Annotated in this window: 12 protein-coding genes; 6 read left to right on the forward strand and 6 right to left on the reverse strand. The window is 62.5% G+C overall.

Annotated elements, in window-relative coordinates:
• The first annotated feature begins 107 nt into the window (after window positions 1-107).
• A complete protein-coding gene (locus RHP72_RS04255) occupies window positions 108-707 on the forward strand; it encodes a TetR/AcrR family transcriptional regulator (RefSeq protein ID WP_007734129.1) in 600 nt (199 codons plus the stop codon).
• A gap of 10 nt (window positions 708-717) precedes the next feature.
• On the opposite strand, the gene RHP72_RS04260 is transcribed toward RHP72_RS04255, so the two are convergent.
• The 4 genes from RHP72_RS04260 to RHP72_RS04275 all read right to left on the reverse strand — a co-directional run bounded on the left by RHP72_RS04260 (window position 718) and on the right by RHP72_RS04275 (window position 4,333).
• Window positions 718-1,800, reverse strand: coding sequence for an ABC transporter substrate-binding protein (locus RHP72_RS04260; protein WP_058039310.1), 1,083 nt, complete (start codon window positions 1,798-1,800; stop codon window positions 718-720).
• A 78-nt stretch (window positions 1,801-1,878) separates the two neighbouring features.
• Complete coding sequence (locus RHP72_RS04265) at window positions 1,879-2,676, reverse strand: ABC transporter permease subunit (RefSeq protein WP_311094377.1); 798 nt, start codon at window positions 2,674-2,676, stop codon at window positions 1,879-1,881.
• Window positions 2,673-3,503, reverse strand: coding sequence for an ABC transporter permease (locus RHP72_RS04270; RefSeq protein WP_003945560.1), 831 nt, complete (start codon window positions 3,501-3,503; stop codon window positions 2,673-2,675). Before RHP72_RS04270 ends, RHP72_RS04265 begins: the two co-directional genes overlap by 4 nt.
• The gene (locus RHP72_RS04275) at window positions 3,500-4,333 is read right to left on the reverse strand and encodes an ABC transporter ATP-binding protein (RefSeq protein WP_003945415.1); all 834 of its coding nucleotides are present in this window, start codon (window positions 4,331-4,333) and stop codon (window positions 3,500-3,502) included. Before RHP72_RS04275 ends, RHP72_RS04270 begins: the two co-directional genes overlap by 4 nt.
• Before the next feature lie 97 nt (window positions 4,334-4,430).
• Between RHP72_RS04275 and recC the strand changes: the two genes are divergently transcribed.
• From recC to recD, 3 genes are read left to right on the forward strand one after another with little or no spacing between them, the layout of a single operon-like run.
• Window positions 4,431-7,712 carry an exodeoxyribonuclease V subunit gamma gene (gene recC, locus RHP72_RS04280; protein WP_311094378.1) on the forward strand — a complete coding sequence of 1,094 codons (3,282 nt, stop codon included), beginning with the start codon at window positions 4,431-4,433 and terminating at the stop codon, window positions 7,710-7,712.
• Between the two features lie 3 nt (window positions 7,713-7,715).
• The gene (locus tag RHP72_RS04285; RefSeq protein WP_311094379.1) at window positions 7,716-11,033 is read left to right on the forward strand and encodes a UvrD-helicase domain-containing protein; all 3,318 of its coding nucleotides are present in this window, start codon (window positions 7,716-7,718) and stop codon (window positions 11,031-11,033) included.
• The gene (recD, locus tag RHP72_RS04290; RefSeq protein WP_311094380.1) at window positions 11,030-12,898 is read left to right on the forward strand and encodes an exodeoxyribonuclease V subunit alpha; all 1,869 of its coding nucleotides are present in this window, start codon (window positions 11,030-11,032) and stop codon (window positions 12,896-12,898) included. The genes RHP72_RS04285 and recD overlap by 4 nt, the downstream gene beginning before the upstream one ends.
• A gap of 26 nt (window positions 12,899-12,924) precedes the next feature.
• Here the strand turns inward: recD and RHP72_RS04295 are convergent, their stop codons facing one another.
• Both RHP72_RS04295 and RHP72_RS04300 read right to left on the reverse strand, forming a co-directional pair.
• Window positions 12,925-13,293, reverse strand: a complete 369-nt coding sequence (locus RHP72_RS04295) for a cupin domain-containing protein (RefSeq protein WP_311094381.1) — start codon at window positions 13,291-13,293, stop codon at window positions 12,925-12,927.
• 250 nt (window positions 13,294-13,543) lie between these two features.
• Window positions 13,544-14,107 carry a TetR/AcrR family transcriptional regulator gene (locus RHP72_RS04300; RefSeq protein WP_311094382.1) on the reverse strand — a complete coding sequence of 188 codons (564 nt, stop codon included), beginning with the start codon at window positions 14,105-14,107 and terminating at the stop codon, window positions 13,544-13,546.
• Between the two features lie 97 nt (window positions 14,108-14,204).
• On the opposite strand from RHP72_RS04300, the gene RHP72_RS04305 reads away from it, so the two are divergent.
• Together RHP72_RS04305 and RHP72_RS04310 are read left to right on the forward strand one after the other, a co-directional pair.
• On the forward strand, window positions 14,205-15,431 hold the full coding sequence (locus RHP72_RS04305) for an amidohydrolase family protein (RefSeq protein ID WP_311094383.1): 1,227 nt from the start codon (window positions 14,205-14,207) through the stop codon (window positions 15,429-15,431).
• Complete coding sequence (locus RHP72_RS04310; RefSeq protein WP_003945529.1) at window positions 15,428-16,300, forward strand: alpha/beta hydrolase; 873 nt, start codon at window positions 15,428-15,430, stop codon at window positions 16,298-16,300. The genes RHP72_RS04305 and RHP72_RS04310 overlap by 4 nt, the downstream gene beginning before the upstream one ends.
• The last annotated feature ends 165 nt before the right edge of the window (window positions 16,301-16,465 follow it).

Raw genomic sequence — 16,465 nt, forward strand, 5'->3', positions numbered from 1 at the left:
TGCTGAGGCTGCACCCTGCGATACTGTTTATCGGAGCGTCGCTCCGCAACATTACGGAGCGTTGCTCCGTAATGCAAACATATGTTGTGAGTCAGCGAGGAGTGCACATGGCTGATGCCCAGGACGAGCAGTCGCGCGTCGCGTCTCCCAAGCAAGTCGGTCGCCCACGTCGAAGCGAGCAGGCGCTGCTCGACGCGGCGGCAGCAGTGTTCGTGGAGTCCGGAGTCGACGCTCCGGTGCGGGAGATTGCGGCGAAGGCCGGCGTCGGCATGGGGACGATCTACCGCCACTTCCCGACGCGTCCCGAGTTGGTGGTAGCCGTATACCGACACCAAGTCGAGGCGTGTGCGGACGCGGGCCCACAGATGCTCGCGGAGAGTGCAACGCCCGAGGCGGCTTTGCGGGCATGGGTGGCTTTGTTCGTGGAGTTCCTGGTAACCAAGCATGGGCTCGCCGGTGCACTGCAAGGAGACAGCGCCGGGTCCGACGCTCTGCATATCTACTTCGTCGACCGCCTCGTTCCGGTATGTGACTCCCTCCTCGCGGCAGCGCTCGAGTCCGTTGGCACTGCTTCGCGGGTCGATGCGTACAACGTGCTCAAAGGCATCGGGAACCTTTGTATCGGTGCTGGGTCCGATGACCGGTACAAGGCCGAGGTCCTTGTACAGCTATTCATCTCGGGCGTACTCGCGCGGGAGGTTCGCTGACGCTCGGCAGTCAGATCAGCTCCGGATTCTCGGCGTACACCTCTTCGAGGATCGACATGTCGAACAGTTGCTCCGCCGTAATCTCCAGCCCCGCTTTCGACAGTGCCGCGATGTTCTGTTCGATCAGTTGGGGTGTCATCGTGAACAACCCGTTGGCTTTGGTATCTGCCGACACCACCAGATCATTCTGTGCGGTGGCTTCCTTGATCTGCTCTTCGAGTTCGAGGTTCTGGTCCTTGCCGTAGACCTCGACGGCAAGCCGTGCCGACTCTGCCGGATCGGCGACCGCATCCTTCCATCCTTGGATCTCGGCCTTCAGGAATGCCTTGAGTTTGTCCCTCTCGTTGTCGATGGTGGACTGGAGAACCGTGAACGATTCGGCGACCAACGGCAGGTTGTAGTCCGCGAAGAGGAAGTGGGCGTTGGGGAAACCTTTGGCGGCCAGTGTGATCGGCTCGTTGGTCACGTAGGAGACCCAGCCGTCCACCTCGCCGTTCGCCAAGGGGCTCGGATCGAACTGCGCGGGCACGATCGTCATCTGGCTTTCGGTCAGGCCGTTTGCTGCCAGGAGAGCTCCGAAGACGAGCTGATTGGAATCCTGGACACCGATCTTCTTGCCGATCATGTCCTGTGGTGAGTTGATCGGTGCCGCAGCGGAACTGACAATCGCAAACGGGTTCTTCTGGAATGTCGCACCGACGATCTTTGCCTCCAGCCCGTCGAGTACGGCGGGGGCTGTGAGCTGCGGTGCGGACATTCCGATCCACACCTTGCCGGTGTCCAAACCGGCTTCGACGCCGGTGCCGGCTGCGCCGCCTGCCACCAGGTCGACATTTCCGAAGCCGGCATTCTTGTAGTACCCCTTGTCGAGAGCGAAGTACTCACCGGCGAACTCGATGTTCTTGATCCAGGACAACTGCACTGCAACTGTTCCGAATTCGGAACCGTCGTCCGTGGTTCCGCCACTCGAACTGCTGGAGTCACTGCTACACGCGAGCAATGACGCACTACCGGCGACTGCGATGCCGGTCAGCGCGGAGTAGCGGAAGAAGGCCCTGCGGTCCAGCTGGCGGACGGGCTTGAATGGCGTCATGAATCGGAACACTAGGGCCAGTCGGTTTCGTTCAGTTTGCTTGGGAGAGAGAGTTTGTTGAGGTCGTGTTAACAGATGTCACGACTTGCCCGCCGAAGGACCGAAACGAGACAGAGCGATGCTTTCGAAGATCCCGACCACGGCGTAGAGGACGATCGACACCACGGTGATCACCACGATAGATGCCCACAATTCGTTGTACTGGTAGCGCGGAATGGCTTTGATCATGCTCGAACCCAAGCCTTGACCGCTACCGAGCCATTCGCCGATCAGTGCTCCGATCAAAGCGCCGGGCACTGACACCCTAGCGGCGGCGAACACCGCCGGAAGTGCGGACGGTACGGACACCATTCGCAATGCGGTCCAACGACTCCCGCCGTACGCAGCGATGAGGTCTTGTGCCTGAGCTGGAGCGGCGCGCAGACCGACCATGATCATGACCAGGGCCGGAAAGAACACCACTATCGCAACCATGACCGTCACACCCACGATTCCGCGGCCGAATATCAGGACGATGATCGGGGTCATCGCAACGAGAGGAACAGATCGTAGAAGCATTGCAACGGGCATGAAAGTCTGTTCGACAGTGCGGAAAACGACGAAGATCGATGCCACCACGAGCGCGGCAGTCATTCCGACGGCAAAGCCGACACCGGCGTCGCGCAGAGTGATGAACAGGTTGTCGATGATGCCCGAACGAGCGTCGGCGGATTTTGGGCCGGAGAACAGGTACTCCCAGACGTCGGCCGGCGTCTTTCCCACACGCGGGCCGACCTGGGGGAAGGCGTTGAGGAAGACCACCCAGATGACAAGCAACAGCGCCGAGGCGATGGCAATCGGGGCGAGGAATCTCAATGTTCCTCGTACCGCGGTCATTTCTGTGCTCCCGGAGCGCTCGTCCACGGGGTGACGAGCCGGGCGATCGCTGCGACGACGGCGTACCCCAGACCGGCGAGCAAGGCGGCGGCGATAGCCATTCCCCACGTTCGCGGGACGTTGTACGACGTCTGAGCGGCTGTGAGTGCGACGCCGATCCCGCTGTCCACCCCGCCGAGATACTCACCGAGAATTGCACCCAGTACGGCCGAAGGTGCAGCAATCTTGAGGGCAGCAAAGGTGCTCGGAAGTGCGCTCACAAGTTGAACTTTGGTGAACTTCTGCCAACGCCCACCGCCGTAGGCGGCGACGAGATCGAGGCTCGTCTTGTCGGCCGATCTCAGGCCGGCGAGTGTGCCGACCATCGTGGTGAAGAAGCAGTACATTGCGGCGAGAAAGATTGTGGGGGTCCGGCCGCCGAAGACGACCAGGATGATTGGGCCAAGCGCCAACAGCGGTGTGCAGTAGCTCAGGATCGCCAGTTGTGTGGCCAATCCCTCGATGGGCGGAATGAGAACGACAAGCACGGCAAGCGTTATCGCCAGCAGGTTTCCCCAGAGAAAGCCCTGCAGCGCACCGGAAGCCGTGACGGTGAAATTGGGTCCGTACAGCGACCAACCGTCGTCGAACATCGTCGAGACAACTACCCACGGCGTCGGAATCGTGCCTCCCGCAACACCGGCCGCCGCCAGAATCCACCAGAGAGCGATCAGTCCGCAGATGCCGACTGCACCGCCGAACCACGTTGGACGCTTCAATCGGATCCGGCGCGGCACAGATGGCTGCGCCGCCGCGGTCGCGACGTTCTCGATATCGGTAATTGTCATGCGACGCCTGCTTTTCCGAAGAGCAGTCCGGAGAGGTAGTCGTGGATCTCGTGGAACTCGGGTGTACGCATCATCTCGGGTGTACGCGGGCGCGGCAGGTCGATCGGCACGACTTCGAGGACGCGTCCGGGCCGCGGCGTCATGACGGCAACGACGTCGGAGAGGAACACGGCTTCGGCGATTCCGTGAGTCACCATCAACGTGGTCGCCGGTTTCTCGGTCCAGATCCTGAGCAATTCGATGTTGAGCCGTTGACGGGTCATGTCGTCCAGCGCGCCGAAGGGTTCGTCGAGTAGGAGGACACTCGGCTTGACCACGAGCGATCGTGCGATCGACACACGCTGACGCATACCGCCGGACAATTGGGCGGGCTTGGCCTTCTCGAATCCTTCGAGGCCGACGAGCGCGATCAGGTCGGCTATCAGGTCGGGGTCGGGATCGATGCCGGCAACCTGAAGGGGCAGTTTGATGTTGGAGGCCACTGTTCGCCACGGCAGCAAAGCCGAATCCTGGAAGGCGATTCCGAGTTCGCGGCGCTTGCGTAACTCGGCGGGCGACTGCCCGTTGACAAGGGCCGTTCCCGACGTCGGACTATCGAGGCCCGCAAGGATGCGGAGAACGGTGGACTTCCCGCATCCGGACGGCCCGAGCAGAGACAGGAAAGAGCCTTCGCTGGTTTGAAGGGACACGTCGGTCAGCGCGGTCACCGACCGACGACCCATCTCGAAGGTCTTGCCGAGGCCGGAGATGTCGAGACCGGTTCCAGCGGGGCGAGGTGTGGTGACGGGACTGGTCATTCCCGCACAGTACGAACGTCCGGTTGCGGTCATGTTGCCTGCGCGTCACCGCTGCGTGAGGCTGGTTCGGCGTCTCCTGTCACAGCGCCGTGGTGAGATGGACGTCTGGACGGAGTGAGGGGAGCGAAGATTGCTGAAGTTGTACCGGGCCGAGCGTTCGGACACCTTGGTCTCGGCGTTGGCCACGCTCCTCCGTACCCCGCTGTCGGATCCATTCGCCCGGGAAACTGTTGCGGTGCCGGCCAAGGGCGTCGAGCGTTGGCTCAATCAGCGGCTGTCCTCCCAGCTAGGCACGTCCGGACCGTCAGCAGTGGACGGAATTTCTGCGAACATCGCGTTTCCTTCACCCGCGCGCCTGGTCGCGGAGTCCGTGGCCGCGGTCAGTGGAATCACGGCTGACGACGACCCATGGTCGCCGACGCGATTGGTGTGGACGGTTCTCGATGTGATCGACAAGTCCCTCGGCGAGCCCTGGTGCGGAGTCCTGGCGAAACATCTCGAAGGCCATCGTGAAGGTCGACGGTTTGCCTCCGCCACACATGTCACCGAACTCTTCCGCAGTTATGCCGCGCAACGCCCGCAGATGCTGATCGACTGGGCCGCCGGGCGGTTGACCGACGGACACGGATTGGCGCTGTCGGAGGATTTCGAATGGCAGGCACGTCTGTGGTGCATCGTCGCGGACAAGATCGACGTTCCGGGGCCCGCAGAGCGACTGGGGCAAGTGAGCCGCGCGCTGGTCGAGGACCCGGCCTTGGTCGACCTACCGGAACGTCTGTCGGTCTTCGGGCCGACCCGGCTGCCGGTCGATCAGCGAATGATCTTGAGCGCACTCAGTGCGAATCGGGACGTGCACATCTGGCTCCCGCATCCCAGCCCCGCGCTGTGGACCAAGATGAGCTCGCGCATGCAGCCTCGAAGTGAGAGCACGATCCGACGTTCGGAAGACGGGTCAGCGCTGATATCCGCCAATCCGTTGCTGTCGAGTCTTGCTCGCGACGTTCGTGAACTTCAGATCAGCCTCGGTGCCGCCGAGTTCGAGTCGGTGCATCTTCCCGAACCAGCCGGCCCGAAATCCCTCCTGGCGACGGTCAAAGCCGACGTCATCGCAGATCGTGCTCCCAGCGTTGCAGCGGAACCGGATGGGACAGTTCAGGTCCACGCTTGCCACGGGCCGGCACGGCAGGTCGAGGTGCTCCGCGAATGCTTGCTCCGATTGTTCGAGGACGACCCGACATTGCAGCCACGCGACGTACTCGTGATGTGCCCGGACGTCGAAACGTACGCACCCTTGGTTCGTGCTGCATTCGGACAAGGCGTCCATGGCCACCCCGGGCATCTTCTTCGAGTAAGGCTGGCAGACCGCGGATTACGTCAGACCAATCCAGTCCTGGCCGTTCTCGGCTCTCTCCTCGAATTGGCCGACGGCCGGGCCACAGCCAGTGAGGTTCTCGACCTGGCAGCGGCCGAGCCTGTCCGCACACGTTTTTCGTGGGGCGACGACGAGTTGGAAAGACTGCGGGAATGGACGACGGAAGCGGGTGCTCGCTGGGGAATCGGTAGTCGGCAGCGTGCCACGTTCGGCCTCGACGCATTTCCGCAGAACACCTTCAACACCGCCATGGACCGAATCTTGTTGGGGGTCAGCGCGGACGAATCGGAAAATGCCTGGTTGGATCTCGCGCTACCACTCGATGACGTGGACGGCACAGACATCGACCTGACTGGACGTTTCGCAGAGTTCGTCGATCGCCTGGCCGTCTCGCTTCGCGATCTTGCCGGCCCACATTCACCGGCCGAATGGCTTCGTGTGCTGATGCGGGCCCTGGATCTGCTGACCGACACAGCGCCCGCAGATTCCTGGCAGAGCGCGGGGGCCCACCGCGAACTGGTAGCTGCTGTCGAATTCGGCGGAGAGACGGTGTTACGTCTGGCCGATGTTCGCGCGATGCTCTCGCGCAGCCTCGCGGGCAGACCGACGCGTGCCAACTTCCGAACCGGCGAACTGACGGTGTGCACGATGGTTCCGATGCGTTCGGTACCGCATCGCGTGGTCGTGCTGATCGGACTCGACGACGAATTGTTCCCTCGAACCGGTGGAGTCGACGGCGACGACATCTTGTCACGTGATCCCGTTGTGGGGGAGCGCGATCTGCGCAGTGAAGACCGGCAACTGCTTCTCGATGCCGTGATGTCTGCGGGCGAGCATCTGATTCTGTTGTATACCGGTGCCGATCCGGTCACCGGTGTCGTCAGACCACCGGCGATCCCCCTCAGTGGCCTTCTCGACGTACTCAGTGCGACGGTAGGTCCGGACGCTGTGAACGGGGTGCTGACACGGCATCCGTTGCAATCGTTCGACAATCGAAACTTCGCGCCGAACAAGCCGTTCAGCTTCGACACGGCAGCGCTGGCCGGTGCGAGGGCTGCCTCCGGAACACCGGTCGAATTGCCGACAGTCTTGTCGGCCGAGCTACCCGAGGTGCATCCGAAGGAAGTGAACCTCGCCGACTTGGTGAACTTCCTGGTACATCCCGCGCGTGGTTTTCTGCGCCAACGCCTCGGCGTCCGGGTACCGGAACTCGACGACGACATCGCGGATTCGCTGGCAACCGAGCTCGATCCACTGTCCACCTGGGCTCTGGGTGACCGAATGCTTCTCTCGCGCTTGGCTGGACGCAGCTCTGCGGATTTTCGTGCAGCCGAGTGGCGCCGCGGCACTCTGCCGCCCTACAACCTGGGCGCTACGGTTCTGGGCAACGTCGAATGGGTGGTCGATCAGATTGCCGGACTTGCCTTGCCGCACTTCGACGGAGACTCCGAAGCTGTCGACGTCGACATAGACCTCGGTAACGGGCGTCGTCTCACCGGAACGGTAACCGGTGTGCACGGCAATTCAGTGGTGCGAGCGTCGTATTCCTCACTGGCGCCTAAACATCGGATGACGGCCTGGATCAATCTCCTCGCCTTGAAATCACACGGACGACCCGGTCCGCTCGATGCAGTCTCGATCGGACGGGGTCGGGGAAAGATCGCAGCGGCACGGTCGGTGCTCGATGCGCCGGGCAATGCGGTCGAGATACTGCAGCAATTGGTGGACCTACGGGAGCGGGGGCTGCAGCGCCCGTTGCCGATGTGGGCCGCGACTTCAGCCGAATATGCGCGCCGACGCTTTGGTGGCGAGTCGGTCGACGATGCGACAAACGGTGCGGACACCCAGTGGACCGGGCAGTACGGCGAGATGATCGATCCAAGCAACGCTTACGTTTTCGGAGAAGCTCGAACACTGGCGGAGTTGGCTGCGGATCCGCCGTCGGACGACGAATTCGTCTGGGCCGAGGAACCGACTCGATTCGGAGTTCTCGCCCGACGACTGTGGGATCCGTTGCTGACCAACGAAAGAGCGGAGTAACCCGTGGACTTCGATCTATTGGGGCCACTGCCTACCGGCACTACGGTGTTGGAAGCGAGCGCCGGAACTGGCAAGACCTACGCGATCGTCGGACTCGCGACCCGTTGTGTTGCCGAAGGTCTCGCCGACATATCGCAAGTTCTGCTGGTGACATTCAGTAGGGCCGCCACTCAGGAACTTCGTGAGCGTGCCAGGGAGAGGTTCGCGGGAGTGTCCGCCGCTCTGGTCGACCCGGAGGCGGCGAGGCGGTCGGATGATGATCTGGTGGCGTACCTCGCCACAGCTGACGACGAGGAGATCGGCGTGCGGCGTCGCCGACTCCTGCGCGCTCTCGCGGAGTTCGACGCCGGCACCATCACGACCACCCACAGTTTCTGTCAGAGGATGCTCGACGGGCTGGGCATCGCCGGGGAACGTGAACCGGACACAACTTTTGTGGAGTCGGTCGACGACCTGATCAGTGAGGTCGTCTCGGATTTGTACCTCAGCCGCTACAGCCGGACGGACTCGTCTCCACCGTTCTCCACGAAGGACGCGCTGGCCATCGCCCGAAGCGCAGTCGGCGATGGTCAGGCAATTCTCGAACCCGACGGCGAGGAGGAGACCGCACCCGGTCAGCGCGTCCTCTTCGCGGCTGCTGCTCGCCTCGAGGTCGAACGACGTAAGCGGACCAAAGGAATTCGCGACTTCAACGATCTGCTGACGCTGTTGCACGGTGTATTGACGGATCCGGAATACGGTCCCGTCGCGTGTCGTCGGGTGCGCGAAAAGTTCAAGGTTGTGTTGATCGACGAGTTCCAGGACACCGATCCGTTGCAGTGGGACATTCTGCGGTTGGCCTTCCACGGACACACCACCCTGGTCCTGGTCGGTGATCCCAAACAAGCCATCTATGCGTTCCGCGGGGCAGAAGTCCTGAGTTATCTCGATGCGGTCGATCAGGCGGATGCGCACCAGGAATTGACCACCAATTGGCGTAGCGACCCAGGGTTGTTGGCGGCACTCGAACACCTCTACGGTGGTGCCGCACTCGGCAACGAAGGCATCGTCGCGCATTCAGTGGAGGCTTCGCACAAGAAGTCTCGGTTGTTCGGCCCGGTGCCGATGCGTGTACGCCATCTGCCTCGTACCGGAGCCGGACCGCTCAATCGTTCGGGATTTCCTGCCGTAGGCAGACTTCGCAGTCGCGTCGCGGACGACGTCGCAGCAGACGTGGTCGCCCTCCTGGGCGGCGATGCCCGCTTGGCAGTCGACGGTGATCCACGCCCGGTCGAACCAGGAGACGTCGCGGTGTTGGTGCGCACCCACAAGCACGTGGCGATGATCCGCGATGCTCTCGATGCCGTCGGTGTACCTTCCGTATTGACCGGAGGGTCCAGTGTTTTCGCGACACCCAGTGCGACCCAGTGGCTGTGGCTGTTGCAGGCGATCGAGCAGCCCCATCGCTCCGATCGTGTCCGGTTGACGGCCCTCTCGCCGATTTTCGGGCGCACCTCCGAAGAACTGGACAAGGACGGCGACAACGTCGTTGCAGAACTTGCAGGTCAACTGCGCTCCTATTCCGGGCTGTTCGCACGCGTCGGGTTTGCGGCTGTGTTCGAAAGAATCTCTGCCGAAACAAATCTGGAGAAGCGTGTACTCGAGGCCCCGTCCGGCGAACGAGATTTCACCGATCTGCGGCACGTCGCACAACTCCTCGGTCGCGTCGCGACCGAGGAAGCGTTCGGGTTGAGCGCACTGGTTCGCTGGCTTTCCGACCGGATCAAGGAACCGACGTCCGGGAGTGCGACCGACAGAAGCCGTCGCCTCGACAGTGACGCTGCCGCAGTGCAAATCGCTACGGTGCATGCCACCAAAGGGCTCGAGTTCCCGATCGTCTACGTCCCGTTCAGTTGGGAGAGCGTTGGCGGCTTCAACTCGCCGACGCAGCTGTTGCACGACCCGGAGGGACGCCGCATCCTCGACGTCGGCGGGCAGGAAGGCCCGGGGTACAACGCCAGAAAGACTGTTGCGGAGGCCGAAGAAGCGGGCGAAGAACTGCGGCTGCTGTACGTGGCGCTGACCCGGGCGCAGTGCCAACTCGTGCTCTGGTGGGCACCCAGCTACGGGACCTCCCGCTCGCCGCTGCACCGGTTGATGCTCGGACGTACTCCCGGCATCGCCGAACCTGCTCGGGTAGTGAAGGTGCTCGACGACGGTACAACCGCAGCACGGCTCGCAACCTGGCCGGCAGCAGCTTCCGACGTGATCTCGGTGGAACCTGTTGGTCCCCATCCGCCCTCGCCCGTGCACTGGTCCAGAGCGGCTGCGGACGTGACCGAACTGGCCGCGGCGCGTTTCGATCGAGACCTGGACACTCTGTGGCGTCGTACGTCGTACTCGGCACTCACCGCCGGAGCGCACCACGCGGTCACGACCACGGGCAGTGAGGTCGAGGATCCCGAAAAAGACGACGAGCCAGAGGATTCCGTAGATCTCGAGAGCATTACCCCCTCGCCCCTGGAGGCGTTCCCTTCACCCATGAACGGACTTCCCGCGGGCGCCGCATTCGGCACGCTGGTGCATGAGGTGCTCGAGGTGGTGGACACGGCTGCGGCAGATCTGAGAGCGGAACTCGGGATGCGTTGCGCCGAGGCGGTCTCGGTTCGGGCGGCCGAGGTCGACTCCGAAGCACTCGCGGATGCGCTGTATCTGGTGATGCAGACTCCCTTGGGATTCGGAACCTTGGCCACGATCGCGCCGAAGGATCGTCTTCCCGAACTCGATTTCGAACTCCCACTGGCCGGTGGCGACGATCCGGTGTCGATGAGTGTCACACTCCGCGGAGTGTCGGAACTGTTGAGGCGCCACCTTTCCTCCGACGACATTCTGGCGTCGTACGCCGACTATCTGGACCGTGTCGAGACGTCACCGATGCGCGGATTCCTGACGGGCAGTATCGACGCAGTCTTGCGGATCCCGGGCCCGTCGTTCGTGATCGTCGATTACAAGACCAACCGGATCGGTCGCGGCGATCTGACGGCTGCCAACTACACGCGTGAACTCATGGCGACGGAGATGATGCGCTCGCACTATCCGCTGCAGGCACTGCTGTATTCGGTTGCACTGCATCGGTATCTGCGGTGGCGCCTGCCCGACTACGATCCGCACCGTCATCTCGGGGGCGCGCAGTATCAATTCGTGCGTGGGATGCTCGGCCCGGACAGCCCGCCGGAATGCGGTGTCTTCGAATGGAAACCGCCTGCTCAGCTGACGGTTGAACTATCGGATCTGCTGGCCGGTCTTGATGCGTCCCACACAGTAGGGGAGAAGATTCGATGACCGAGGCGCAATTGGCGCAGCGCGCCAAAGGGATCGTGCGAATCTTCAACGAAGCCGGGGTTCTGGTTGCCGCCGATGTTCATGTCGCGACGAGAGTGTGCAGCCTGGGCGGTGAAACGTCGGACGAGGTGATGCTGGCCGCAGCGTTGGCGGTCCGCGCTGTGCGCTCAGGTTCGGTGTGCCTCGATCTGCAACGGATGCGTGATGTGAGCGTCGACAATGCGACGGAGGAGGAACTCACGTCGTTGCCGTGGCCCGAACCGTCGGAGATCGTTGCCGCCCTTCGGCTGAGCCCTCTGGTGATCGGCGGAAACGCCGGACCTCTCAGACCGCTCCGGTTGGTCGACACGGACGACGGTGAACTCCTCTACCTCGATCGATATTTCCTGCAGGAGCAGACGATTCGGCGAGTGCTCGACGAGCGGGCGTCCACGTGGCCGCCCGCCGACCTGAAAGCGGTCCGAACGCGGCTGGATTCGCTGTTCGTCGACGAGAACGGGCCGACCATCGCGCCGGATCGTCAACGGATAGCAGCTGCTCTCGCCGCGACACAGTGGACCACCGTCATCGCCGGTGGGCCCGGAACCGGCAAAACCCATACGGTCGCACGTATTCTCGCTCTCCTGTCGGAGGAACTGGGTTCGAATGCTCGTATCGGTCTGGCCGCACCGACGGGTAAAGCCGCAGCACGGCTGCAGGAGTCCGTACGTGAGCAGACCGCGAGCCTTGGCCTTCCCGAAGAACTCGCGGCCATGACCCTGCACCGCCTACTCGGTTGGCAGCGGGGGAGTTCGAGTCGTTTCAAATACAATGCGACCAACAGACTTCCCTACGATGTGGTCGTCGTCGACGAGACGTCGATGGTCTCCCTTACGTTGATGGCGCGCCTGCTCGAAGCCGTTCGCCCCGATGCCCGGCTACTGCTCGTCGGCGATCCCGACCAGTTGACCTCAGTCGACGCGGGCGCTGTTCTTGCTGATCTTGTCGCCCGCCCGGTAAAGGTCAGTGGAAATCCGACGCTGACACAGTTGGTGGGTGACGATCTCACGGCCACTGGTTCCGAAGAGGCATTGGGTGCGGATGAGCAGGATCGTCTGCGGGGCGGGATCATTCAACTCTCACGCGGGCGCCGCTTCGACGGAACCATCGCGTCGTTGGCCAGGGCAGTTCGAGCGGGAGATTCCGCTGAGGTTCTGCGTATCCTGCGCAGCGGTGATCCCGCCGTCTCCTTCCATTCGCCCGAGGATGTTGACGCATTGCGCGCCGACATCGTTGCGAGTTCAGAGGTGGTGACGGCGTCGGCCGAGGTGGGTGATGCGATCGGCGCACTGAAAGGCCTGGAATCGCACCGCCTTCTGTGCGCCCACCGTGACGGGCCCTACGGAGTCGGGCGATGGGCGCAACAGGCGATGGAGTGGGTCGGCACGGCATCAGGGCAGTTTCTTGACCCGACGCGGTGGTATCCGGGCCAACCGCTGCTCGTGACGGCCAACGACTACGAGGCGAAGATCTACAACGGGGACGCCGGGGTGATCGTGCAGCGTGAGGATGGCGTGCCTATTGCCGCATTCCAGCGGGGCAGTGATGCGTTTCTGATTCACCCGAGCCAACTCTCGTCGGTGCAGACCGTTTACGCGATGACGATTCACCGGAGCCAGGGCAGCCAGTACGACACCGTATCGGTGATGTTGCCGGCCGAGGCGTCGTCACTGCTGACTCGGGAGTTGTTGTACACGGCGATCACTCGCGCCAGAAACCATGTGAGAGTAATCGGCACCGAGGATTCCGTGAGGGCGGGAGTGCAGCGACAGGTACTCAGGGCAAGTGGGCTGCGTCGTGAGATCCGTCCGTACGACGGGCCGTGAAAGTCGGATGTTGCGGATTCTCTCGGTCATACGTTGTATACGACGAACACCTTGCGTACGGTCTCGGTGACCGTCCACGTACCCTTCCATCCGATTGGGAAGATTGCACTCGTACCGGCAACGAGATGTACGGGATCGCCGTCGTCCTCCTCGACGGTCATGGCGCCGGAGACGATGGTGATGATCTCGCCGCGGGTGAGGAACTCCCACCGCGACTTTCCCGGTTCGCTCTCCCAGACTCCGGATTGAATGCGGCCGTCGTCACTGGTGAACTCGACATCTGCACGAGTGATGATGTCTCCGCCGAGTGGCTCTGCACTGGGTTGGCCCAGCAGTGCTTGCTGGAAGATCCCACTTGCGCTGTTCAACTCTGCGGCGCGGAAGGTAACGGTCACAATTCGATCCTGACTTTCGAAACTCGTGTGAATCATCGGACTTGTCGATGATGTCGTGTGTCTGCTGAGCCGGGATACATTCACTTGTCGCATCTTTCGGCGTTTCGCTCGTACAGATGTCGAAAGGGTGATCGACCATCATTCAACCGGGGCTCAGGGAACCGTCTCACGCCGAAACATGCCCGAGCCCAGGGAAAACGCCCCCGCGCCGGTGATCTCGAACGGGGGTGATCGGTTGTGTATGAGGGGTTTACGTGGTGGACGCTGTCAACGAGGTGATGAAGCGCTCGGCTGCCGCGTCGACCTCGGCGTCGGGGGTGAGCAACCTCTGCAGCAACAGTCCTCGCAGACATGCGGTTGCGATGATGCTCTGCTGCTTTGCATCCACCACTGTGAATCCTTCGCGAAGGGCCGCCGCTTCGAGGAGGTGCGCCAAATCGTCGAGGTCGGCGGCGAAATCTTGAAATGCTTTGTGCTCGTAAACCGCAAGTCCGGCCAGGTGAAAAAAGGTGCGGCTTCGATCTTCGTGCTCGGCGTTCGAGTAGAAGCTCCAGATCACCCTGCACAGGGCTGCGAACCCGAGATCTTTGCCCATCGCGGCGATGACGAGGTTGTCACGGCGGCGAGCTTCCGACAGCACGGCGCTGAGGAGTCCCGGTCGTGATCCGAAGTGATAGGTCAGCAGCGTGTGGTGCACTCCGAGTCGCTCCGCTACTTGGCGCATCGACAGCTTCGGGCTTGGGCCGGTTTCACCGAACTCGTCGAACAGTGCCTGCAACAGTCGCTCTCGACCCTCCCCAACCGGCGATCTCACGCTACCTCCATTGACGGGTTCACCACTGTTGAGTACGGTACCGCATATCGAATTCACCAGTGTTTAGGAGAGTGGTTTCCAATGCTCGGAGGTCCCTTTGACTGACGTATGGTTTGCCGGCGGCATGGTCGCGGATGGATCGGGTACCGACCCGGTCGAAGTCGACGTGTGCGTGAGCGACGGCATTGTCACCGCGATCGGACAGGCGCCGTCGGGTTCGACCACGGTTGACTTGGACGGCATGCTTCTAACTCCGGGGCTCATCGATGCCCATGTCCACCTGGGCATTTCGAGTCCGATCCGAAGGCAATTCGGGTTTGAGCTCTCGGCAGCCGAACTGGCTGCGGGCATCTTCGCCACCGCGGGCCATGCCCTCGACGCGGGCTTCACCACGGTGCGAGACGTCGGTGGCATCGACGGCGGAGTCGTCGACGTTATCGCGAGCGGCAAGGTGCGTGGTCCGCGCGTCCTCTCGTGCGGTCCTGTGCAGTGCCAGACCGGTGGACACGGCTACTACGGGGCCGCGTGGGAGCCGACCGAGCTGTGGAACATGCACCACATTCCCGGGCTCTGCGCCCTGTCCTTGATGTCGGGCAATGCCGACGAGCTACGACGCAATGTGCGCGAGTCGTTCCGCCGAGGTGCAACATTTCTGAAACTGTGCGTCACCGGCGGTGTCGTCGGAGGCCATGACCACCTCACCGACACACAGTTCACCGTCGAGGAAATCTCCGTGGCAGTGGAAGAAGCAGCGTCGCGCGGCACCTACGTCACGGTGCACGCGCACAACAATGCGGGCATTCGCAACGCAGTGCGAGCCGGTGTCCGGTGCGTGGAACACGGCACCGACATCGACGAAGAGACCGCCCAGCTGATGCGCGAGCATGACGTGGCTCTGGTCCCTACCTTCGCCGTGGTCGAGCAGTTGGCGGACACCGAAAGCATGGACCTGGACCCGGCAATACGAGAGCGTGCAGCCGGAGTGCGTCAACGCATGGCCAGAGCGCTCGAGGCCTCTCGCGCAGCAGGCCTGAGGATCGGCCTGGGCTCGGACCTCATCGGGCCGCACCAAAAGCGCCGAGGTGAGGAGTTGCACTTGCGCGCGGAGTTGGAGTCGCCGATGCATGCACTCGTTTCGGCCACCAGCGTCAATGCCGACATTCTCGGTATCGGGGAAAGCGTCGGGACGATCCGCGTCGGTATGCAGGCGGACATGGTTGCCTGGCAGCAAGACCCACTCCGAGACGCAAAGGTGTTCGCCGATCCGGACATGGCTGTTCTCGTCGTGAAGTCCGGAAATATCGTCAAGGGAGACGTTCGATGAGCGCAATGCTGCACGGATGCTTTGCAGACACGGAGTACTTCGAAATCACGGCGAAGTCGGGACACAGCTACGGCGTCTGGGTGACCACACCCCCCGGCTACGCGGACTCCATGGATCCCTTACCGCTGATCTACGTGATGGACGGCAACTGGGCTGTAGGTCTTACCGCCCCGCTCATCGTCACGCAGGCAGACCCGTACCTGACGGTCGCCCCGTACATCCAGGTCAGCGTCGGATATGCCGGTGAGGAAGCTGCCAACTGGGCACGGCTCCGCAACCGCGATCTCGTGCCGCCTGGGGAACCGGTAGGCGAAGAAATGATGGCTACTCTCGCCGCTGCTCGCGACTCGGGTGCAATGACCCAGGAGTACGTGGACGCCTACCTCGAGGAGCTGGCAGACACCCACGGGGACGTCTTCCTCGACTTCCTGACCAACGAACTCCACCCTCGCCTGTACTCGTCGGAGCTACGTGTCAGCGAGTCCGGGCACGGACTCTTCGGGTACTCGTACGGAGGCCTTTTCGCCCTCTACGCATGGCTGCGCGACGCGCCCCCATTCGCGACCTTCGGTGCGGGTAGTCCCGGAGTTGTGAACGCCGACAGCCAGATCCACACACTGGTCGAGGCACTGCCCGAGCGTGGCGTGGGCTCAGTCGTGCCGCAATTGCACGTCACGCTGAACGAAGCCGAACTGACAGGGCCCATTCCGATCTATCGCGGACTGGCACGTAACGTTCTTGCTGTCGTGGAGCAGTTGCACGGCAATGGGTGGTCGCAGGATGTTTCGACCGCGTTGTTGCACGAGACGCACGTCACCGGGCTGCAGGCATCGTTCCTGAGCTACTTGAAAAAATGCCATGCACGGTAGCTGTTCGTCCCGGCGACGATGTGCACGCTGACACGTTCGACGGGCGATTTTCCGTAGACGCCGTTGAAGGAGAAGTCGGCTGCGGGTGTCCACCACGTGGTGGACACCCACAGCCGTGTCTATTCAGTTGTCGCGGCTATCGATTCTCCAAGCCGGACAACACTT

Origin of the sequence: Rhodococcus sp. SG20037 (genome assembly GCF_031763325.1) — a bacterium.
Lineage (GTDB): Bacteria > Actinomycetota > Actinomycetes > Mycobacteriales > Mycobacteriaceae > Rhodococcus_F > Rhodococcus_F qingshengii.